Consider the following 14,288-nt stretch of genomic DNA (forward strand, 5'->3'; position numbering starts at 1 on the left):
GGCTGGTCTTTCAGCCCGTCCGGCGTTTGAGGACGAGGCCGTTCAGGCCGAAAGCGGGGGTCTGGGGGCGCAGCCCCCAGGGACGGGACGGGTAGGGGCGGCGGGGGCGAAAGATCAAGTCCCGGGCGGGCTGCGGTGCACCGCCCGCGCCAGACGCGTCGCCGCCGCCGCGCGCGGGCGGCTGTCGGGCCCCCGCCGCCGCGGATGCACCGCATTCGCCAGCAGCACCAGAAACGTGTCCGTCGCCGGATCCAACACCACCGACGTTCCCGTGAACCCCGTGTGCCCAGCCGCCCCCCGCCCCGCCAGCTCCCCCATGAACCACGCCTGGTCGACGGCAAAGCCCAGCCCCGGCGGAGCCAGCAGCAGCTCGACGAAGTCCGTACCCAAGATGCGGGCGGGCCCGTAGGAACCCCCCGCGAGCAGAGTCCGGCAGAAGACCGCCAGGTCACGCCCCGTCGAGAAGAGGCCCGCATGGCCGGCGATGCCGCCCAGCGCCCATGCGTTCTCGTCGTGGACGACACCGCGCACCATCCCGCGGTCGGCCTTCGCCCACGGCCGCCGCTGATCCTCCGTCGCCGCCGCCCCCGGACAGGGCCCGAAATCGGTCGACAGCATCCCCAGCGGACGGGTGATCCCGTCGTGGATCAGGACGTCCAGGGTGCGGCCGGAAACCCGTTCCAGAACGAACTGGAGCAGGAGGAAGTTGAGGTCGGAGTACGTGTACGTCCCGGGCACCCCGATCGGCACCTCCGCCCGCAGCCTCTCCAGCCGCTCCGCGTCGTCGGCGCAGTCGTACAGCGGGAGTTCGGGCCGCAGCCCGGAGGTATGGGTGAGCAGCTCCCGCACGGTGATGCCGTGCCGCACCGCCGCGCGGAACTCGGGCAGATACGCCCCGACCCGCGCGTCGATGCCGAGCGTGCCGCGCTCGATCTGCTGCACGGCGGCGACCGCGGTGAACAGCTTGGTGAGGGAGGCCAGGTCGACGGGTGTGTCGACGGTCATCGGAACCCGGTCCGGGGGCGGAAGTTCGACGCCTCGGTCCGTTTCGGGGTCGTAGGCCGAGTATCTGACGGCCCACCCCGCCGCCTCCTCGACGGCGATCACCGGGCCGCGCCCGGCGACGACGACGGTGCCCGCGGCCCAGGGATGGTCCCCGGTGGTGAGGTCGTGGACCTCCTGGACGAGGTGGTGGAGTTCGCCGGGGTCGAGTCCGGCCCGTTCGGGACTGTCCCTGCGCAGTCTCGGTGCGCTCAGCTCCCCGCTCCTTCCACGCTCGTACGACCTGTGTCGTAAGGCTCGCTGCGAGGTCGGCACATTCCCACGAAGCAGCCCAGTGCCACCAGCGCCGCGGCCAGTTGGACGACGGCCATCGGGACGGCGGTGTGCTCTCCGGCGATCCCGACCAGCGGCGAGGCGACCGCGCCGATGAGGAACGAGGAGGTGCCGAGCAGCGCGGACGCCGAGCCGGCCGCGTGCTTGGTGCGCATCAGGGCGAGGGCCTGGGCGTTGGGCAGGGTCACCCCCATCGCGGACATCAGGACGAAGAGGGCCGCGGCGACGGGCGCAAGGCCGACCTTGCCGAAGACTCCGGTGGACATGAGCAGGAGGGCCGTCGCGGCGGCGATGACGACGAGCAGGCCCGCGCCCAGCGCCCGGTCCAGGCGGACCTTTCCGACCAGCAGCTTTCCATTGATCTGGCCCACGGCCACCAGCCCCACCGAGTTCAGGCCGAACAGCAGGCTGAACGTCTGCGGGGAGGCGCCGTAGATCTCCTGGATCACGAAGGGGGAGGCGGATATGTAGGCGAAGAGCGCCGCGAACGCGAAGCCGCCCGCGAGCATGAACCCGGTGAAGGGAAGGTCGGCGAGCAGGCGCCGCATGGTGTGCAGGGCCTCGCCCACTCCCCCGCCGTGCCTCCCCCGCTCTCGGCTTCGCTCGAGCGGGGGGACCCCCATCCGCGCCGCAAGCGTCTCGGGCAGCCTCGCCCAGACGAGCCCGGTCAGCACCGTCCCGACGACCGTGAGCACCACGAACACCCCCCGCCAGTCCGTCACCCGCAGGATCTGGCCGCCGATCAGCGGCGCGACGATCGGGGCGACCCCGCCGATCAGCATGAGGGTGGAGAAGAAGCGGGCCATCGCCACGCCGTCGTACAGGTCGCGGACCACGGCGCGTGCGATGACGATCCCAGCCGCGCCCGCCAGCCCCTGCGCGAGCCGGAACGCGACCAGCGACTCGACGGTCGGCGCGAGCGCACACAGGACGGTCGAGACGACGTAGGCGACCAGGCCGATCAGCAGGGGGCGCCGGCGGCCCCACCGGTCGCTCATCGGGCCGACCACCAACTGACCGAGCGCCATGCCCAGCAGACAGGCGGTGAGGGTGAGCTGGACGGTGGCCGCGGGTGCGTGCAGGGAGTGGGTGACCTCGGGGAGCGAGGGGAGGTACATGTCCATCGCCAGCGGGGGCGTCGCGGTGAGGCCGCCGAGGATCAGGGTGACGAGCAGTCCGGTACGGGGGACGGTGCGGGCGGCGGGCGGTTCCGATGCCGGTCCGGCCGCCTGCTCTATGTGTGGTGTCGACACATGCGGAGTCGACGCCCCCTGCTCGGGCATGTGCCCCTCCCTCTCCGATCTCTCCGGATTCTCCGGATTCTCCGGGTGATGCGCCCCCTATGGTCTCAGCTCGCACACAGTGCCGAATGTCACTTGCGCGTCAGGCCACTCGAACCCGGATGGCGGACGGTCTCGTCCCGCATGCCGGACCCTCGCCTACGCTGCGGGCCCATGAATGCCATGGAGACTGAGAAGCAGGGGACCGGCGGGCAGTCGAGGATCGCGGTGGTGACCGGCGCCGGCTCCGGCATCGGGCGGGCGGTTGCCGTGGAGCTGCTGCGTGCGGGCTGGTCGGTGGCGCTGGCGGGGCGGCGCCCCGGGACGCTGGAGGAGACGGCGGCGCTGATGCCGGGCGGCGCCTGTCTCGCCGTACGGACCGACGTCTCGCGGCCGGAGGAGGTGGCCGCGCTGTTCGCCGCCACCGTCGAGCGGTTCGGGCGGGTGGATCTGCTGTTCAACAACGCGGGGACGTTCGGTCCCGGCGGGGTGCCGGTCGAGGAGCTGGAGTACGAGGCCTGGCGGCATGTGGTGGACACCAACCTCAACGGGGCGTTCCTGTGCGCGCAGGCGGCCTACCGGCAGATGAAGGAGCAGGACCCGCAGGGCGGACGGATCATCAACAACGGTTCCATCTCCGCCCATACGCCTCGGCCGCACTCCGTCGCCTACACGGCGACCAAGCACGCGCTGACCGGTCTCACCAAGTCGCTCTCGCTGGACGGGCGGCCGTACAACATCGCGGTCGGGCAGATCGACATCGGCAACGCGGCCACCGACATGACGGCACGGATGCAGACCGGCGCACTGCAGGCCAACGGCGAGATCGCGCCCGAGCCCGTGATGGACGTCGCCGACGTGGCGCGCACGGTGCGGCACATGGCCGAGCTGCCGCTGGAGGCGAACGTGCAGTTCGCGACGGTTCTGGCGACCGCGATGCCGTACGTGGGCCGGGGCTGAGCGCCGCGGCAGGCCCTCAACTCATCAACTTGCACAACCGGAATTTGAGCGTCCGCACCATTGCAGCCGGTTGTGGACCTATGCTCAAATCTCCTACACAAGAGCTTCACACTTGGGGGAGTGAGGTTCCGTAGGCCGGCAGTCCATGCCGAGGGGGGATGGCAGCCGTTCCACCGCACCGGGTGGGGGTGGATCTCGCGTGGGACCGCGAGGTACGCACCGGTGGGTGGAACGGCTGCCACATACGTCAGTTGGCGTGCCTGCCGCCGCCCTTGCCGCGTCTGCGCAGCGCCCAGACGCCGCCCGCCAGCAGGGCGATCGTGCCGCCCGCGCCCTCCAGCAGCCGCCAGGCCGAGGGGTCCCCTGACCCCGCACCCGGGGCGCCGGCCGCCGCCTGGGCCGTCTTCCGGGTGGGCGTCGCCCTGGCCCCGCCCTCGCTGAGCGGCTCGACCAGCGTGCCCACCGGCTCGGCCGAACCGCCGTGCGTGAAGCCCCAGTCGAGCAGCGCGGCCGTCTCCTCGTAGACGGCGTTGTAGCCGCTCTTGGGGTGCATCACGGTGGCCAGCAGGGTCCGGCCACCGCGGGTGGCGGCACCGGTGAAGGTGTTGCCGGCGTGGCTGGTGTAACCGTTCTTGACGCCGATCAGTCCGTCGTACGTCTTCAAGCCCCACGCGCCGGTGAGCAGGCGGTCGGTGTTCTGGATCTGGAACGTCTTCCTGCCGCCGGCCGGGAAGTCGGCGATCTTGGTGTGGCAGTACTCCCGGAAGTCGGCGTTCTTCAGTCCGTGCCGGGCGAAGAGGGTGAGGTCGTAGGCGGAGGACAGCTGACCCTTCTGGTCGAAGCCGTCCGGGCTGACCACATGGGTGTCCAGAGCCTGCAGATCCTCGGCCTTGGCCTGCATCTCGGCGACCGTCTTCGCCACTCCCCCGTTCATATGGGCGAGCACATGCACGGCGTCGTTGCCGGAGCGGAGGAAGACGCCCTGCCAGAGCTGCTCGACGGTGTACGTGATCCCGGGCTTGACCCCGACCAGGCTGGAGCCGGCCGGAATGTCGGCCAGGTCGGCGTCGGTCACCTTGTACCGCTCGGTCCGGTGGAACTTCTTCAGGACCGTGTCGGCGAACAGCATCTTCAGCGTGGACGCGGGCGGCAGACGCCGGTGCGCGGCGAACGAGGCGAGCACCTCCCCGCTCTCGCAGTCGGCGATGATCCAGGCACTTGCGGTGAGTTTCCCGGGCAGCCCTGTGGCGCCGCTCACCTGAATTCCCTTACGGGCGAGTCGCTCACCACCGACGACGGTGACGGCGGCGGAAGCGGGGGTCGCCGCGGCAAGCGGAATGGCGGCTGCGGCAAGGCCGAGAGCGGCACGCCGGGAGAGGGGGGAAGAACCGTGCACCCCGGGACGGTAACACCCATCCAACAGCGGTTTCCTGGCAGTACGCCGTCCACGGCATAGGAATTGCCTGTCTTACGGAATTCTGACCTGGCATCCGACATTCTCAGCTCTTACACATCCTTTACTCAGTTCGGCTCAAAGGTTTCTCCCTGGCTTGTGGCAGCGCCCACAGCGGGCGCCAAGAACCTTCGCGGAACGAGATGTTCGGCATCTATCTCAAGCGCGAACCGGGCCGCAGAAAGAAGGCGGCCCTGGTCGCCGCCCAGCAGGGCGTGTCCGCCGCGATCGGCGCGATCACCCTGAGCGTCACCGAGGTCGACGCCTCCTTCACCCAGGGCAAGGCGAAGTCTCGCCCCCGCGTCCACCGTCTCCGGCTCCCTGTCCACGGCGGTCGAGGGCGCGCCGGATCGCCCGTACGGACTCCTCGTCGTCGACCTTGCCCCAGCCGAGCGGAACGGTAGGAGTTGGCGCGCGTACGAAGGCAAGGGGGGCGGGGGTACGCGTGTACGTCCGGGTGTGCGCGTGTGACTTACGCCTGGCCGGTCTCGAAGCGGGAGATGCGACCGTCGTCCTCGATCGTGAAGTTCCAGCGGGTGCGCATCTCGCCCCAGGCGTCGTTGCGGTAGTGGGCGAGGAGGGCGCGGCCGCCCTGGGACTCGTTGTCGACGTCCAGGTGACCGTTGGAGGAGAAGATCTCCCGGTCGATCCACTCGTTGAGGTCCCGGTCGGAGCCGTCGTCCGCCATGGTCGCGTTCTCCGTGAGGAGGGCCAGGAAGGCATCGCGGTCGTGGGCGTTGACGGCGGTGACGAACGCACGGACGGCCGGGTCGCTGAGTTTGGCTGGCTGAATCGTCATGCCAGCAGAGTCACACCGCCCGCCGGGACCCGCCACCCGAACGGCTGCGCGGACGGGTCCGGGAGGTGTGAGGAGTGGGACGGTGGACACGCGGAGGGGAGTGTTCCTGTTTGTCCGGACCCGTTATATGTCCTTGTTGTCTGTCCCGGGAGAAATCATGAGCGCTTACGACCGGCGTGATCTGGGCCTGCTGCTGCTCCGGCTGGGTGCCGGCGGCGTGCTGGCGGCGCACGGCGCGCAGAAGTTGTTCGGCTGGTTCGGCGGACACGGCATCGAGGGGACCGGCCAGTTCATGGAGTCGGTCGGCTACGCGCCCGGCAAGGCGAGCGCGACCGCGGCGGGCCTCGCGGAGGCCGGCGGCGGCACACTGCTGGCGCTGGGCCTGGCCACCCCGGCGGCGGGTGCGGCGGCGGCCGGCGCCATGGCCGGGGCGTCCGCGGTGCACGCACCGAACGGCTTCTTCAACGCGGAGGGCGGCTACGAGTACGCGGCGACCCTCGCCCTGGCCGCCACCGGCCTCGCGGTCGCAGGCCCCGGCCGTCTCTCCCTCGACCACGCGCTCGGCCATGTCTTCGACCGCGGCTGGATGGTCCCGACGGCACTCGGTGTGACGGCGGCGGCCACGGCGCTGGTCGTGGGGGCGCGGAACAAGCGGCTGCAGGACAACAAGCAGCCGGAGGAGCAGGAGGCACTGTTCGCGGAGGAAGAGGCGCTGTTCAGGGAGTGATGCGGGCGGGCAGGCTGGGCCCATGACTGATCAGGCCCCTCCCACCGAGACGCCCGCCCTTCCCGAGCCCCCGGCCTGCCCCGACCTCTGGGCGGCCATCGACGACCTGTGGACCTGGCTCGACGCGAACCGTCCGCACGGCGGCAAGGAGGGCATGCTCCTGCGCATGCTCAAGCTGTCGGAGGAGGTCGGCGAGGTGGCGGAGGCGGTGATCGGCGCGACCGGCCAGAACCCGCGCAAGGGGGTCACCCACACCTGGGAGGACGTCCAGGGCGAGCTCTGCGATGTCGTCATCACGGCTCTGGTGGCCCTGCGCACGCTGACGCCGGACACCCGGGAGGTGTTCACCCGGCATCTGGCGAAGGTGACCGCGCGCTCCCTGGGGTCGTCGGCGTAGCACTGGGCAGCAACTGGGCGGCCTGCCACAGGAATTGAGCGGGCGGGGTGGCGTACCGCGGCTCCCGGTCCGGATACTGACGCCGTATCCGACGCGCAGGGAAACCACACTCCGGGGGCTGACATGGTGGCGACGTCGTACTGGGCGGGCGAGTCCGACGAGGAACTCCTGGACGAGACCGTCGGATCACTGCTGCGCCGCGCCGCCCGGCTGGCACCGGAGACGGTCGCCCTGGTCGAGGGCGTGCCGGACCCCGCCGAGCGCCGCCGGTGGACGTACGCCGAACTGCTCGACGAGGCCGAGCGCGCGGCGCGTGCCCTGCTCGGCCGCTTCTCACCGGGCGAGCGTGTGGCGGTGTGGGCGAACAACATCCCGGAGTGGGTGATCCTCGAACTCGCCGCCGCCCTCGCGGACATCACGCTCGTCACGGTCAACCCGGCCCTGCGTGAATCGGAGTTGCGCCACGTGCTCGGCCACTCCCGCGCGGCGGGCGTCTTCCTGCGCCGCGAGTACCGCGGCAACCCGATGGCCCGCACCCTGGACGGCATCCGCGCCGACCTCCCCGACCTGCGCACGAGCGTACTGTTCGAGGACTGGGCGGAGTTCTGCGCCGAAGGCGCGACCGCCCGCACGCTGCCCGAGGTCGACGCGTCGGCACCGGCCCAGATCCAGTACACCTCGGGCACCACCGGCATCCCGAAGGGCGTGATCCTGCACCACCGCGGCATCACCAACAACGCGCGGCTGGCCTACGTCCGCACCTTCGGGCTCCAGCCGGGCGAGGCGGCGCTCAACCCCATGCCGCTGTTCCACACCGCGGGCTGCGTACTTGCCACCCTCGCCTCGGTCATCAGCCTCGGCACCCATGTCCTGCCCCCGCACTTCGAGCCGGGCCTGATGCTCGAACTCACCGAGTCCGAACGCTGCGCGGCGATGGGAGGCGTACCGACGATGCTCATCGCCATGCTCGAACACCCGGCGCTCCCCAGCACCGACCTGTCGTCCCTCCGGTACATCCTGTCCGGCGGCGCCTCGGTCCCACCCGAACTGGTCCGCCGGCTCGAGCAGACCTTCAACGTCCCCATGGCCATCATCTACGCCCAGACCGAGGCCTCCCCGGGCATCACCATCACCCGCCTCGACGACACCCAGGAGGACCGCGCCCACACGGTCGGCAGGCCCCTCCCCCTGTCCGAGGTGAAGATCGTGGACGCGGCAGGAACGGTCGTACCGACCGGGACCACCGGCGAACTCTGCACCCGCGGCTACCACGTCATGACCGGCTACCTCGACGCCCCGGACGCGACCGCCGCCGCCATCGACCCCGACGGCTGGCTCCACACCGGCGACCTCGCCTCGATGGACGAGCGTGGCTACTGCCGTATCGAAGGCCGCCTGAAGGACATGATCATCCGCGGCGGCGAGAACATCTACCCGCGCGAGATCGAACAGGTCCTTGCCGAACACCCCGCCGTCGCCGAGGCCGCGGTCGTGGGCGTTCCCGACCCCGTCTGGGGCGAACGGGTCGCGGCCTTCATCCGCCTCAACCCGGATCACACGGCGGGCGAGACGGTGGGTGAGGGGGAGAGTGTGGTGGAGAAGGAGCTCTTCGACCACGTCCGCGCCCACCTGGCCCCGCACAAGACGCCCCGCACCTGGGTGTTCGTCGAGGCCTTCCCCCTGACGGGCTCCGGCAAGATCCGCAAGAACACGCTCCGGGAGGAGTACGTGGCGGGCCGGCTGCCTAAGTGACGTCGTTCAGAGCGGCGAGGGCGAGCCGACGATGGGTGCGGACCATCATGAGCCGGGCCATGAAGGGATGCACCCGCTTCACCACACCCCAATACAGCTTGGACCGCCAGGCGTTGGTCTTCACGGAGCTGCACAGCACCACGCACTCGGCATCGACAACGATCGACGCCCAGGCATCCAGCCCGCCCGCGCTGACCTCCATGAGCACCTCGCCACCCTCCCGCGCGACAACCGGAAAGGCATCGCGCAAGATGCCCGTCCAGGCGGCCGGATCCCGCGGCATCCCGGGCCGCAGTTCCATGGCGTACGCGTCCTGATAGTCGGGCCGTTCCAGAGCCGCCCTGATCAGCCGAGCCCCCTCGGGAAACCCCACCGCCACGGGCCTGTCCTTGCGCATCGCGCACCTCCATACGCTGGCGTATGGAAACCATACGGTAGCGTATGGAAATGGCACAACGGCAGCAGCAGACCAGGAAGCCCAGGCTCACTGCGCGCGACTGGGCGGACGCGGCCCTCACCGCCATCCGGGAGGGCGGCGGCCTCGCAGCGGTGGCGGTCGAACCCCTCGCCACCCGCCTCGGCACCACCAAGGGCAGCTTCTACTGGCACTTCGCCAACCGCGAGGCCCTGATCGAGGCGGCACTCGCCCGCTGGGTCGAGTCGAACACCGACGAGATCATCGCGGAGGTGGAGACGGACCCGGATCCGGAGCGCCGCCTGCGCGCTCTGTTCCAACGGGTCACCAAGCCGGGCGCGGCCGACCCCCTGGAGCTCTCACTCCTGGCCAGCACCGACCACCCGCAGGTGGCAGCTGCACTACGGCAGGTCACGGAGCGCCGGATCGACTACCTGACGGGGCTCTTCGCCGAGCTGGGCTTCGGGGAGAGCGAGGCGCGGCAGCGCGGCTTGATGGCGTACAGCTTCTATCTGGGGCACAGCCAGTTGGGGCATGCGGTGCCGGGTGTGCTGCCTTCGGTGGGGCAGTTTCCGGGGTATCTGGAGGGGGCGGTGGGGACGCTTTTGCGGCGGGAGTAGGTGCCATTCGTCGTCCACCAGGCCACCCGAGGCGAGGACGCGCATCGGGAACGGGCCCGCTTCCTCACCGAGGTCCGGCACTACGGGCCCAGTTCAGGCTCTCGCTTCCAGGCTTCCAGGCTTCCAGGGTCGGGGCGAGGGTGGGGCGTCGGCGGGAGCCCTGCCCCGGGGGCGCCGAGGATCTCGATCAGCGCGCGCACCACGTCGGCCGAGTTCGTCCAAATCCTGGTGGACGCTGGTCAGCGAGGGGCCGAAGGACGCGGACGTCTTACGCCCGGGCCCATGCCTGGTCAGCACCCTGGCCATGACTCCAGCACGCGGGTGCCCGGGGCACAGCTCTCGCTCAGTTCCTTGAGTTCGGCCGCCGGCAGCCTCTGCGCGGACCCGCGGCGGCTGTGGTCGAGCAGTTCAGACGCAGCGAGCAGCCACTCGGGCAAGGGAGCGACGCCGATGAAGTCGGCCAGGCGGGTCAGCTCTTCGTCAGTACGGTCCAGGAGGTTCTCATAGGAAAGCGTGCTGCGCTGGTCGGCGGGCAATTCGCCGAGGAACCGCATGCCTTCGGTGACGAGTTCCGACCACAGAGAGCCGAACGTCCGCAGAGGGATGTCCCGATCGCGTACGAGCGCGGGATCGAAGCGCTCGTCGAGCAGTGGAGCCAGGTCCGCGGGCAGCGCACGCACGTGCTCGGGCGTCAGGTCACCCATACTGTCGACGCCCGCCCGTGCCTTGATCTCGCGCAGCAGTGAGATCGTGCGGTATCCCGGATGGCGGCTCATGGACAGGGCGCAGTCCGGCCCGTCCCTGAACATGTGCACGAACCTCGCGTGCGGGAACGCGGCCCGCAGTCCTGGCGCCCACCCGGTCGAGTAGCCGGACCGCTCCACGACCGCGGTCCGCCCGAACCGCGCGCACAGCAGACCGAACAGTGCCCGGTGCTGCTCGGCGGCGGCCCGTTCGGGCCACCGGACCACCGCTGCCCCGAGTTCGTCGAGAAGCCCGTCCGGATCGTCCGTGAGATGAGGCAGCACCATGAGGGAGAGCGCGGGGATACCCGTGGTCTCCGCCGTGTACCTTCCCGGGCGACGCGTATAGAGGAACTCGGGCAACGGCAGCCCACTGCGGATCATTCGCTCGAAGTGCGGGGCGGGCCTGAAGAGCGCCTGCCAGAACTCCTCACCGGTCAACTTCCCTTCGGGGAAGGCCGCGTCACCCACCGAGGCCATGAACTCGTTGAGACTCAGTACGTCCGGGTGGGCGTTGAGGATGCGCGACAGCGCGGTCGAACCGCTGCGTCCCGTACCGATGACGAAGGTCAAGGAGCGCATGGTCACCTTTCGCATGGTCCGCCGATCACCCGTGAGGCCGTTCACGTGCCGCCAACTCGGTAACGGCGCCACTTTACGGCGCAGCGGGGTGCACGCCCACCAAAGCTTCCACGGCTGCCGCGCCCCCATATCGAGGACACCCTCAACGCGCAGCCGTCCTCGAACGAATCCACATGGCGCGCCAGGCTGGTCCGAGTCGGCCGTTCCGTGGAGCGTCTCATCCAGCGCGCCGCGTCGATCCCGTGCTTCCTCGTGCTTCCTGGGCGTCGGCTCGTTCACCTCGACCGCCGGTCTCCAGAAGTTCTTCAGTAGCGGTTCGGGGCCGAAGATTCTCATGGGCTTCGGCATCGCTGCCCTGGTCTGGATCGCCTACCAACTCACCACTCTGCTTCGCACCTGGCGGACAGCGTCGGCGCAGCCCATGGGTGAGCTGTTTGCGGTCCACCGTTTTCGTCTCGGCACCGCGCTGGGGGCGGCCACCACCGGGACACTCCTGCTGTGGCGCGGCTTCGGAGACGCAGGCCCCGACGGCAGGACGATCCACACCTTCCACCTGCTCGACGCGCTGAACACCTTCTTCGTGAGGCGGAGTTGTCGGCGCCCTCTCAGCCGAAGCCGCCCTCAACGCCGGCGGGCTCGGTGCCGCCGGTGTCGTACTGATGGCCGTTGGAGCAGGGGGAACGAGTCCGAGCGGGCCGAGCGGTGGGGAGCGAGGGGGGACTCCGCAGTGGCTGCAGGACAAGTGGAACGACGGGCGACAGTTCACTGAAGACAATTGGCCGCGTTACCCGGCCAACGAAGTGTATCTCGAAAACGGGAAAGTCCTCGACTCGTATCGGCCCGGAAAAGGAATCGTATCGCGCAAGCAGAATCAAATATCGAAGATCAAGCCGGATACGTTCAGGAATTATCTGCGCGAGATCCACCAGAAGTACAAGGCGAGAACAAATATCCCGGACACACCGAAGACCCGCACGGAATATCCGCAGTCAATTGGGAAACCCTTGAAGGGCAAGTACTATCTGGCGCGATAATCCGGGACGTGCAGGGCTTCGTCTACCGGCTGCCGAAGGGCACGGGCTGAACCAGCCATGATCTGGCCTTACTGCGAGCAGTGGAACAACCTTACCGAGACACCCATGAACTCACTGACGCCCGAGCAAGCTCAGGCCAGGCACGCGTCCGGCGAACTGTACACCGCTGTCGCCTCCCCCGATGAACACTCCACCCCGACGCTGCGCGTGGAAATGCGACTGGAGACCGGTTACGCCTCACTCATTTTCATGGACGAGTACGGCCGCGACTCTCTCGACTACACCTTCACCCTCATCAATGGTTCCCTTTTTCTGGAGACAGCAACCTCGTACGACTACGGCGATTCGGAGGAGCGAGGCGGATATGCGGACGCAAAACTCACGGAGTCCTACGAGTTCACGACCGAGGGCATCATTCGGCGCACTGCGGAGGTCGACGGCGAGGAATCCAGGGAAAGCCGCCACGGCATTGACGTCGCCGGCAACTGGGAGTCCGTGCCCAATTTCGGCACCTACGACACTTTGATCCGACGCGACCGCGCCTGACGTATCGGCAGCGGAGCCACGCCCTCGTCGAGCACCGAAGAGCCGCCCTACCGCTTCGAAAGAATCGAACCCGCGCGGTGCACGCGGGAGGAGTTCTGGCGTCGTCCCAGCGGAACCCCCCGCAAGGAGTCGCGGCTGACTGCGGACTCCGTCAGTTCGGGACCAGACCGGCAGGCCTACCCCGGCCTGGCGCCCCGGTCCGACCGAGTCGCAAGACGGACTCGACGACCTCCGTGACATCGCGAGACAGGCGCTCTGGAGTCCGATGGGCTCCGTTCCGGCACGGACACGGACTGACGCGGCACGGCCCCTCATGAACTAGATCACGCCACTTCGGCACCTTCTGCGTTTCTGCGTTGCGCCTGCAACGTGTAATGCGAGAAGATGTTCGACGAGCTGTGAGGCGTATGTGACACACGATCACGTCGCGTCGGTCATGCAGCAGTAGCACACAACACACTTACGGGGGTGGGTTGATGAAGTTCGACATGGGGTCGACGACCCTGTCGGAGCTCGGCAAGAGCACCGTCGGTTCCAGCGAGGACCTGGGCGCGCTGATCCGACTGCTGATCCAGGCGGCAGAACCGCTTGAGGGGAAGTTCAACGGGGCGGGCAAGGCTGCGTTCGACGCGTTCAAGGCGCATGCCGACGAGATCACCAACGAGCTGAACAGCTCGCTCGGCGCGATCCTGGGCGGTCAGTCCGGCATGGACACCGCGTTCGGCACCGGTGATGTGGAGTTGGGCGACAACGCGCACCAGAACATGGGCGCCGCCAACTTCGACGCGGCCCGCTTCGGCGCGCGCTGAGCGTCGTAGCCACCACCCGTCAAGCCGCCTTATCCGTCACCAACTTCAGGGGGACACTCGATCATGGCCCAGAACCAGGACCGGCGCTCCTACGACACCGGCGCCTCCGCCGAGGTCCAGAGCAGCCTCACCGGCGTCATCGGCCAGCTGGAGCGCGTACTGGCCGACCGCGACCGTGCGGTCAAGGCCGCGATGGCCGACTTCACCGCGGACGGCGTCGCCGACGAGTACCACGGCAAGGAAGTCCGCTGGCACCGCGCGGCCAGCGAGGTCCGCGAGATCATCCGGCTGGTCCGCTCGACGATGGAGCAGAACGACGGCACCGCCCAGTCGACCCTGGCCAAGGCCAAGGCGGCCGTCGACAACATCGGCTGACGCAGCGGCAGGCGCAGGGCGGGCGGATGCCCGGCAAGTACGGGGACGAGGGGGAAAGTCGTGACGGGGTGGGACATCCATCCGGCAGGCGTTTACGGCGTGCTGTCCAAGACGGCGACCGCGGCGAAGGACATGTCGGACGCGGGCTCGGCGATGCAGGGCAGTCTTGAAGAAGCCGCCTCCGCGGCGGGGACGCTGACCAGTCAGTACGGGCCGTACACCAGCACAGTCGGGCTGGTCGGCTCGGCACTGGGCCAGTTCGCGGAGCACTGGAGCCGGGATCTCCTCTACATCGCCAAGCGGACTTCGAAGTCCCTGAACGGCGCGGACGAGGCCACCCGCCACTACATGGCCGGCTCCCTGGAGCAGGCGGCGAACGCCCAGCAGGCGGCAGCCAAGGAGCCCACGGTGGACATGCCCGGCAAGAGTGAGACGGGTCGTCGCACGGAGGGTCAGTAGCG

17 protein-coding genes are annotated in these 14,288 nt (G+C 69.2%); 11 read left to right on the forward strand and 6 right to left on the reverse strand.

The window, feature by feature from the left end; translation table 11 throughout:
- Positions 1 to 114 precede the first annotated feature (114 nt).
- Entirely contained in the window at positions 115 to 1,317 is a 1,203-nt protein-coding gene (locus tag ACWDAG_RS06080; RefSeq protein ID WP_450694403.1) for a serine hydrolase domain-containing protein, read from the reverse strand.
- Positions 1,254 to 2,618 carry a multidrug effflux MFS transporter gene (locus tag ACWDAG_RS06085; protein ID WP_450694404.1) on the reverse strand — a complete coding sequence of 455 codons (1,365 nt, stop codon included), beginning with the start codon at positions 2,616 to 2,618 and terminating at the stop codon, positions 1,254 to 1,256. The genes ACWDAG_RS06080 and ACWDAG_RS06085 overlap by 64 nt, the downstream gene beginning before the upstream one ends.
- A gap of 171 nt (positions 2,619 to 2,789) precedes the next feature.
- Between ACWDAG_RS06085 and ACWDAG_RS06090 the strand changes: the two genes are divergently transcribed.
- Positions 2,790 to 3,575: an SDR family oxidoreductase gene (locus tag ACWDAG_RS06090; RefSeq protein ID WP_450694405.1), complete on the forward strand. Its 786-nt coding sequence runs from the start codon at positions 2,790 to 2,792 to the stop codon at positions 3,573 to 3,575.
- A 247-nt stretch (positions 3,576 to 3,822) separates the two neighbouring features.
- Here the strand turns inward: ACWDAG_RS06090 and ACWDAG_RS06095 are convergent, their stop codons facing one another.
- Positions 3,823 to 4,971 (reverse strand): D-alanyl-D-alanine carboxypeptidase family protein, encoded by a 1,149-nt coding sequence (locus tag ACWDAG_RS06095; protein WP_450694406.1) that lies wholly within the window; start codon positions 4,969 to 4,971, stop codon positions 3,823 to 3,825.
- A gap of 200 nt (positions 4,972 to 5,171) precedes the next feature.
- Here ACWDAG_RS06095 and ACWDAG_RS06100 point away from each other — a divergent pair, with 200 nt between their 5' ends.
- Positions 5,172 to 5,432, forward strand: a complete 261-nt coding sequence (locus tag ACWDAG_RS06100; protein WP_450694407.1) for a hypothetical protein — start codon at positions 5,172 to 5,174, stop codon at positions 5,430 to 5,432.
- Between the two features lie 68 nt (positions 5,433 to 5,500).
- Here the strand turns inward: ACWDAG_RS06100 and ACWDAG_RS06105 are convergent, their stop codons facing one another.
- Positions 5,501 to 5,827: a nuclear transport factor 2 family protein gene (locus tag ACWDAG_RS06105; protein WP_450694408.1), complete on the reverse strand. Its 327-nt coding sequence runs from the start codon at positions 5,825 to 5,827 to the stop codon at positions 5,501 to 5,503.
- 157 nt (positions 5,828 to 5,984) lie between these two features.
- Here ACWDAG_RS06105 and ACWDAG_RS06110 point away from each other — a divergent pair, with 157 nt between their 5' ends.
- From ACWDAG_RS06110 to ACWDAG_RS06120, 3 genes are all read left to right on the forward strand, one after another.
- A complete protein-coding gene (locus ACWDAG_RS06110; RefSeq protein ID WP_450694409.1) occupies positions 5,985 to 6,554 on the forward strand; it encodes a DoxX family membrane protein in 570 nt (189 codons plus the stop codon).
- A 22-nt stretch (positions 6,555 to 6,576) separates the two neighbouring features.
- Entirely contained in the window at positions 6,577 to 6,951 is a 375-nt protein-coding gene (locus ACWDAG_RS06115) for a MazG-like family protein (protein ID WP_450694410.1), read from the forward strand.
- A gap of 123 nt (positions 6,952 to 7,074) precedes the next feature.
- On the forward strand, positions 7,075 to 8,703 hold the full coding sequence (locus tag ACWDAG_RS06120; protein WP_450694411.1) for an AMP-binding protein: 1,629 nt from the start codon (positions 7,075 to 7,077) through the stop codon (positions 8,701 to 8,703).
- Here ACWDAG_RS06120 and ACWDAG_RS06125 read toward each other — a convergent pair.
- Positions 8,696 to 9,100, reverse strand: a complete 405-nt coding sequence (locus ACWDAG_RS06125; protein ID WP_450694412.1) for a hypothetical protein — start codon at positions 9,098 to 9,100, stop codon at positions 8,696 to 8,698. The two genes, ACWDAG_RS06120 and ACWDAG_RS06125, sit on opposite strands and share 8 nt — an antisense overlap.
- Positions 9,101 to 9,150: 50 nt before the next feature.
- On the opposite strand from ACWDAG_RS06125, the gene ACWDAG_RS06130 reads away from it, so the two are divergent.
- Positions 9,151 to 9,738, forward strand: coding sequence for a TetR/AcrR family transcriptional regulator (locus tag ACWDAG_RS06130; protein WP_450694413.1), 588 nt, complete (start codon positions 9,151 to 9,153; stop codon positions 9,736 to 9,738).
- 290 nt (positions 9,739 to 10,028) lie between these two features.
- Here the strand turns inward: ACWDAG_RS06130 and ACWDAG_RS06135 are convergent, their stop codons facing one another.
- Positions 10,029 to 11,063: a sulfotransferase gene (locus ACWDAG_RS06135; protein ID WP_450694787.1), complete on the reverse strand. Its 1,035-nt coding sequence runs from the start codon at positions 11,061 to 11,063 to the stop codon at positions 10,029 to 10,031.
- Positions 11,064 to 11,722: 659 nt separating this feature from the next.
- Between ACWDAG_RS06135 and ACWDAG_RS06140 the strand changes: the two genes are divergently transcribed.
- The 5 genes from ACWDAG_RS06140 to ACWDAG_RS06160 all read left to right on the forward strand — a co-directional run bounded on the left by ACWDAG_RS06140 (position 11,723) and on the right by ACWDAG_RS06160 (position 14,286).
- The gene (locus tag ACWDAG_RS06140) at positions 11,723 to 12,097 is read left to right on the forward strand and encodes a hypothetical protein (RefSeq protein ID WP_450694414.1); all 375 of its coding nucleotides are present in this window, start codon (positions 11,723 to 11,725) and stop codon (positions 12,095 to 12,097) included.
- Between the two features lie 105 nt (positions 12,098 to 12,202).
- The gene (locus tag ACWDAG_RS06145; RefSeq protein WP_450694415.1) at positions 12,203 to 12,643 is read left to right on the forward strand and encodes a hypothetical protein; all 441 of its coding nucleotides are present in this window, start codon (positions 12,203 to 12,205) and stop codon (positions 12,641 to 12,643) included.
- 476 nt (positions 12,644 to 13,119) lie between these two features.
- The gene (locus ACWDAG_RS06150) at positions 13,120 to 13,452 is read left to right on the forward strand and encodes a hypothetical protein (RefSeq protein ID WP_450694416.1); all 333 of its coding nucleotides are present in this window, start codon (positions 13,120 to 13,122) and stop codon (positions 13,450 to 13,452) included.
- A gap of 63 nt (positions 13,453 to 13,515) precedes the next feature.
- Entirely contained in the window at positions 13,516 to 13,827 is a 312-nt protein-coding gene (locus ACWDAG_RS06155; protein ID WP_450694417.1) for a pore-forming ESAT-6 family protein, read from the forward strand.
- Between the two features lie 60 nt (positions 13,828 to 13,887).
- Complete coding sequence (locus tag ACWDAG_RS06160; protein ID WP_450694418.1) at positions 13,888 to 14,286, forward strand: DUF6507 family protein; 399 nt, start codon at positions 13,888 to 13,890, stop codon at positions 14,284 to 14,286.
- Positions 14,287 to 14,288: the final 2 nt, after the last annotated feature.

The sequence above is a fragment of the Streptomyces sp. NPDC001157 genome, from assembly GCF_053598255.1.

What these genes read in the sequence shown, in the direction of transcription:
- ACWDAG_RS06110 (WP_450694409.1), top strand. Translation starts at nt 5,985, where the DNA reads ATGAGCGCTTACGACCGGCGTGATCTGGGCCTGCTGCTGCTCCGGCTG.
- ACWDAG_RS06145 (WP_450694415.1), top strand. Translation starts at nt 12,203, where the DNA reads ATGAACTCACTGACGCCCGAGCAAGCTCAGGCCAGGCACGCGTCCGGC.
- ACWDAG_RS06120 (WP_450694411.1), top strand. Translation starts at nt 7,075, where the DNA reads ATGGTGGCGACGTCGTACTGGGCGGGCGAGTCCGACGAGGAACTCCTG.
- ACWDAG_RS06135 (WP_450694787.1), bottom strand. Translation starts at nt 11,063, where the DNA reads ATGCGCTCCTTGACCTTCGTCATCGGTACGGGACGCAGCGGTTCGACC.
- ACWDAG_RS06150 (WP_450694416.1), top strand. Translation starts at nt 13,120, where the DNA reads ATGAAGTTCGACATGGGGTCGACGACCCTGTCGGAGCTCGGCAAGAGC.
- ACWDAG_RS06125 (WP_450694412.1), bottom strand. Translation starts at nt 9,100, where the DNA reads ATGCGCAAGGACAGGCCCGTGGCGGTGGGGTTTCCCGAGGGGGCTCGG.
- ACWDAG_RS06155 (WP_450694417.1), top strand. Translation starts at nt 13,516, where the DNA reads ATGGCCCAGAACCAGGACCGGCGCTCCTACGACACCGGCGCCTCCGCC.
- ACWDAG_RS06140 (WP_450694414.1), top strand. Translation starts at nt 11,723, where the DNA reads ATGGCCGTTGGAGCAGGGGGAACGAGTCCGAGCGGGCCGAGCGGTGGG.
- ACWDAG_RS06105 (WP_450694408.1), bottom strand. Translation starts at nt 5,827, where the DNA reads ATGACGATTCAGCCAGCCAAACTCAGCGACCCGGCCGTCCGTGCGTTC.
- ACWDAG_RS06085 (WP_450694404.1), bottom strand. Translation starts at nt 2,618, where the DNA reads ATGCCCGAGCAGGGGGCGTCGACTCCGCATGTGTCGACACCACACATA.
- ACWDAG_RS06100 (WP_450694407.1), top strand. Translation starts at nt 5,172, where the DNA reads ATGTTCGGCATCTATCTCAAGCGCGAACCGGGCCGCAGAAAGAAGGCG.
- ACWDAG_RS06115 (WP_450694410.1), top strand. Translation starts at nt 6,577, where the DNA reads ATGACTGATCAGGCCCCTCCCACCGAGACGCCCGCCCTTCCCGAGCCC.
- ACWDAG_RS06130 (WP_450694413.1), top strand. Translation starts at nt 9,151, where the DNA reads ATGGCACAACGGCAGCAGCAGACCAGGAAGCCCAGGCTCACTGCGCGC.
- ACWDAG_RS06090 (WP_450694405.1), top strand. Translation starts at nt 2,790, where the DNA reads ATGAATGCCATGGAGACTGAGAAGCAGGGGACCGGCGGGCAGTCGAGG.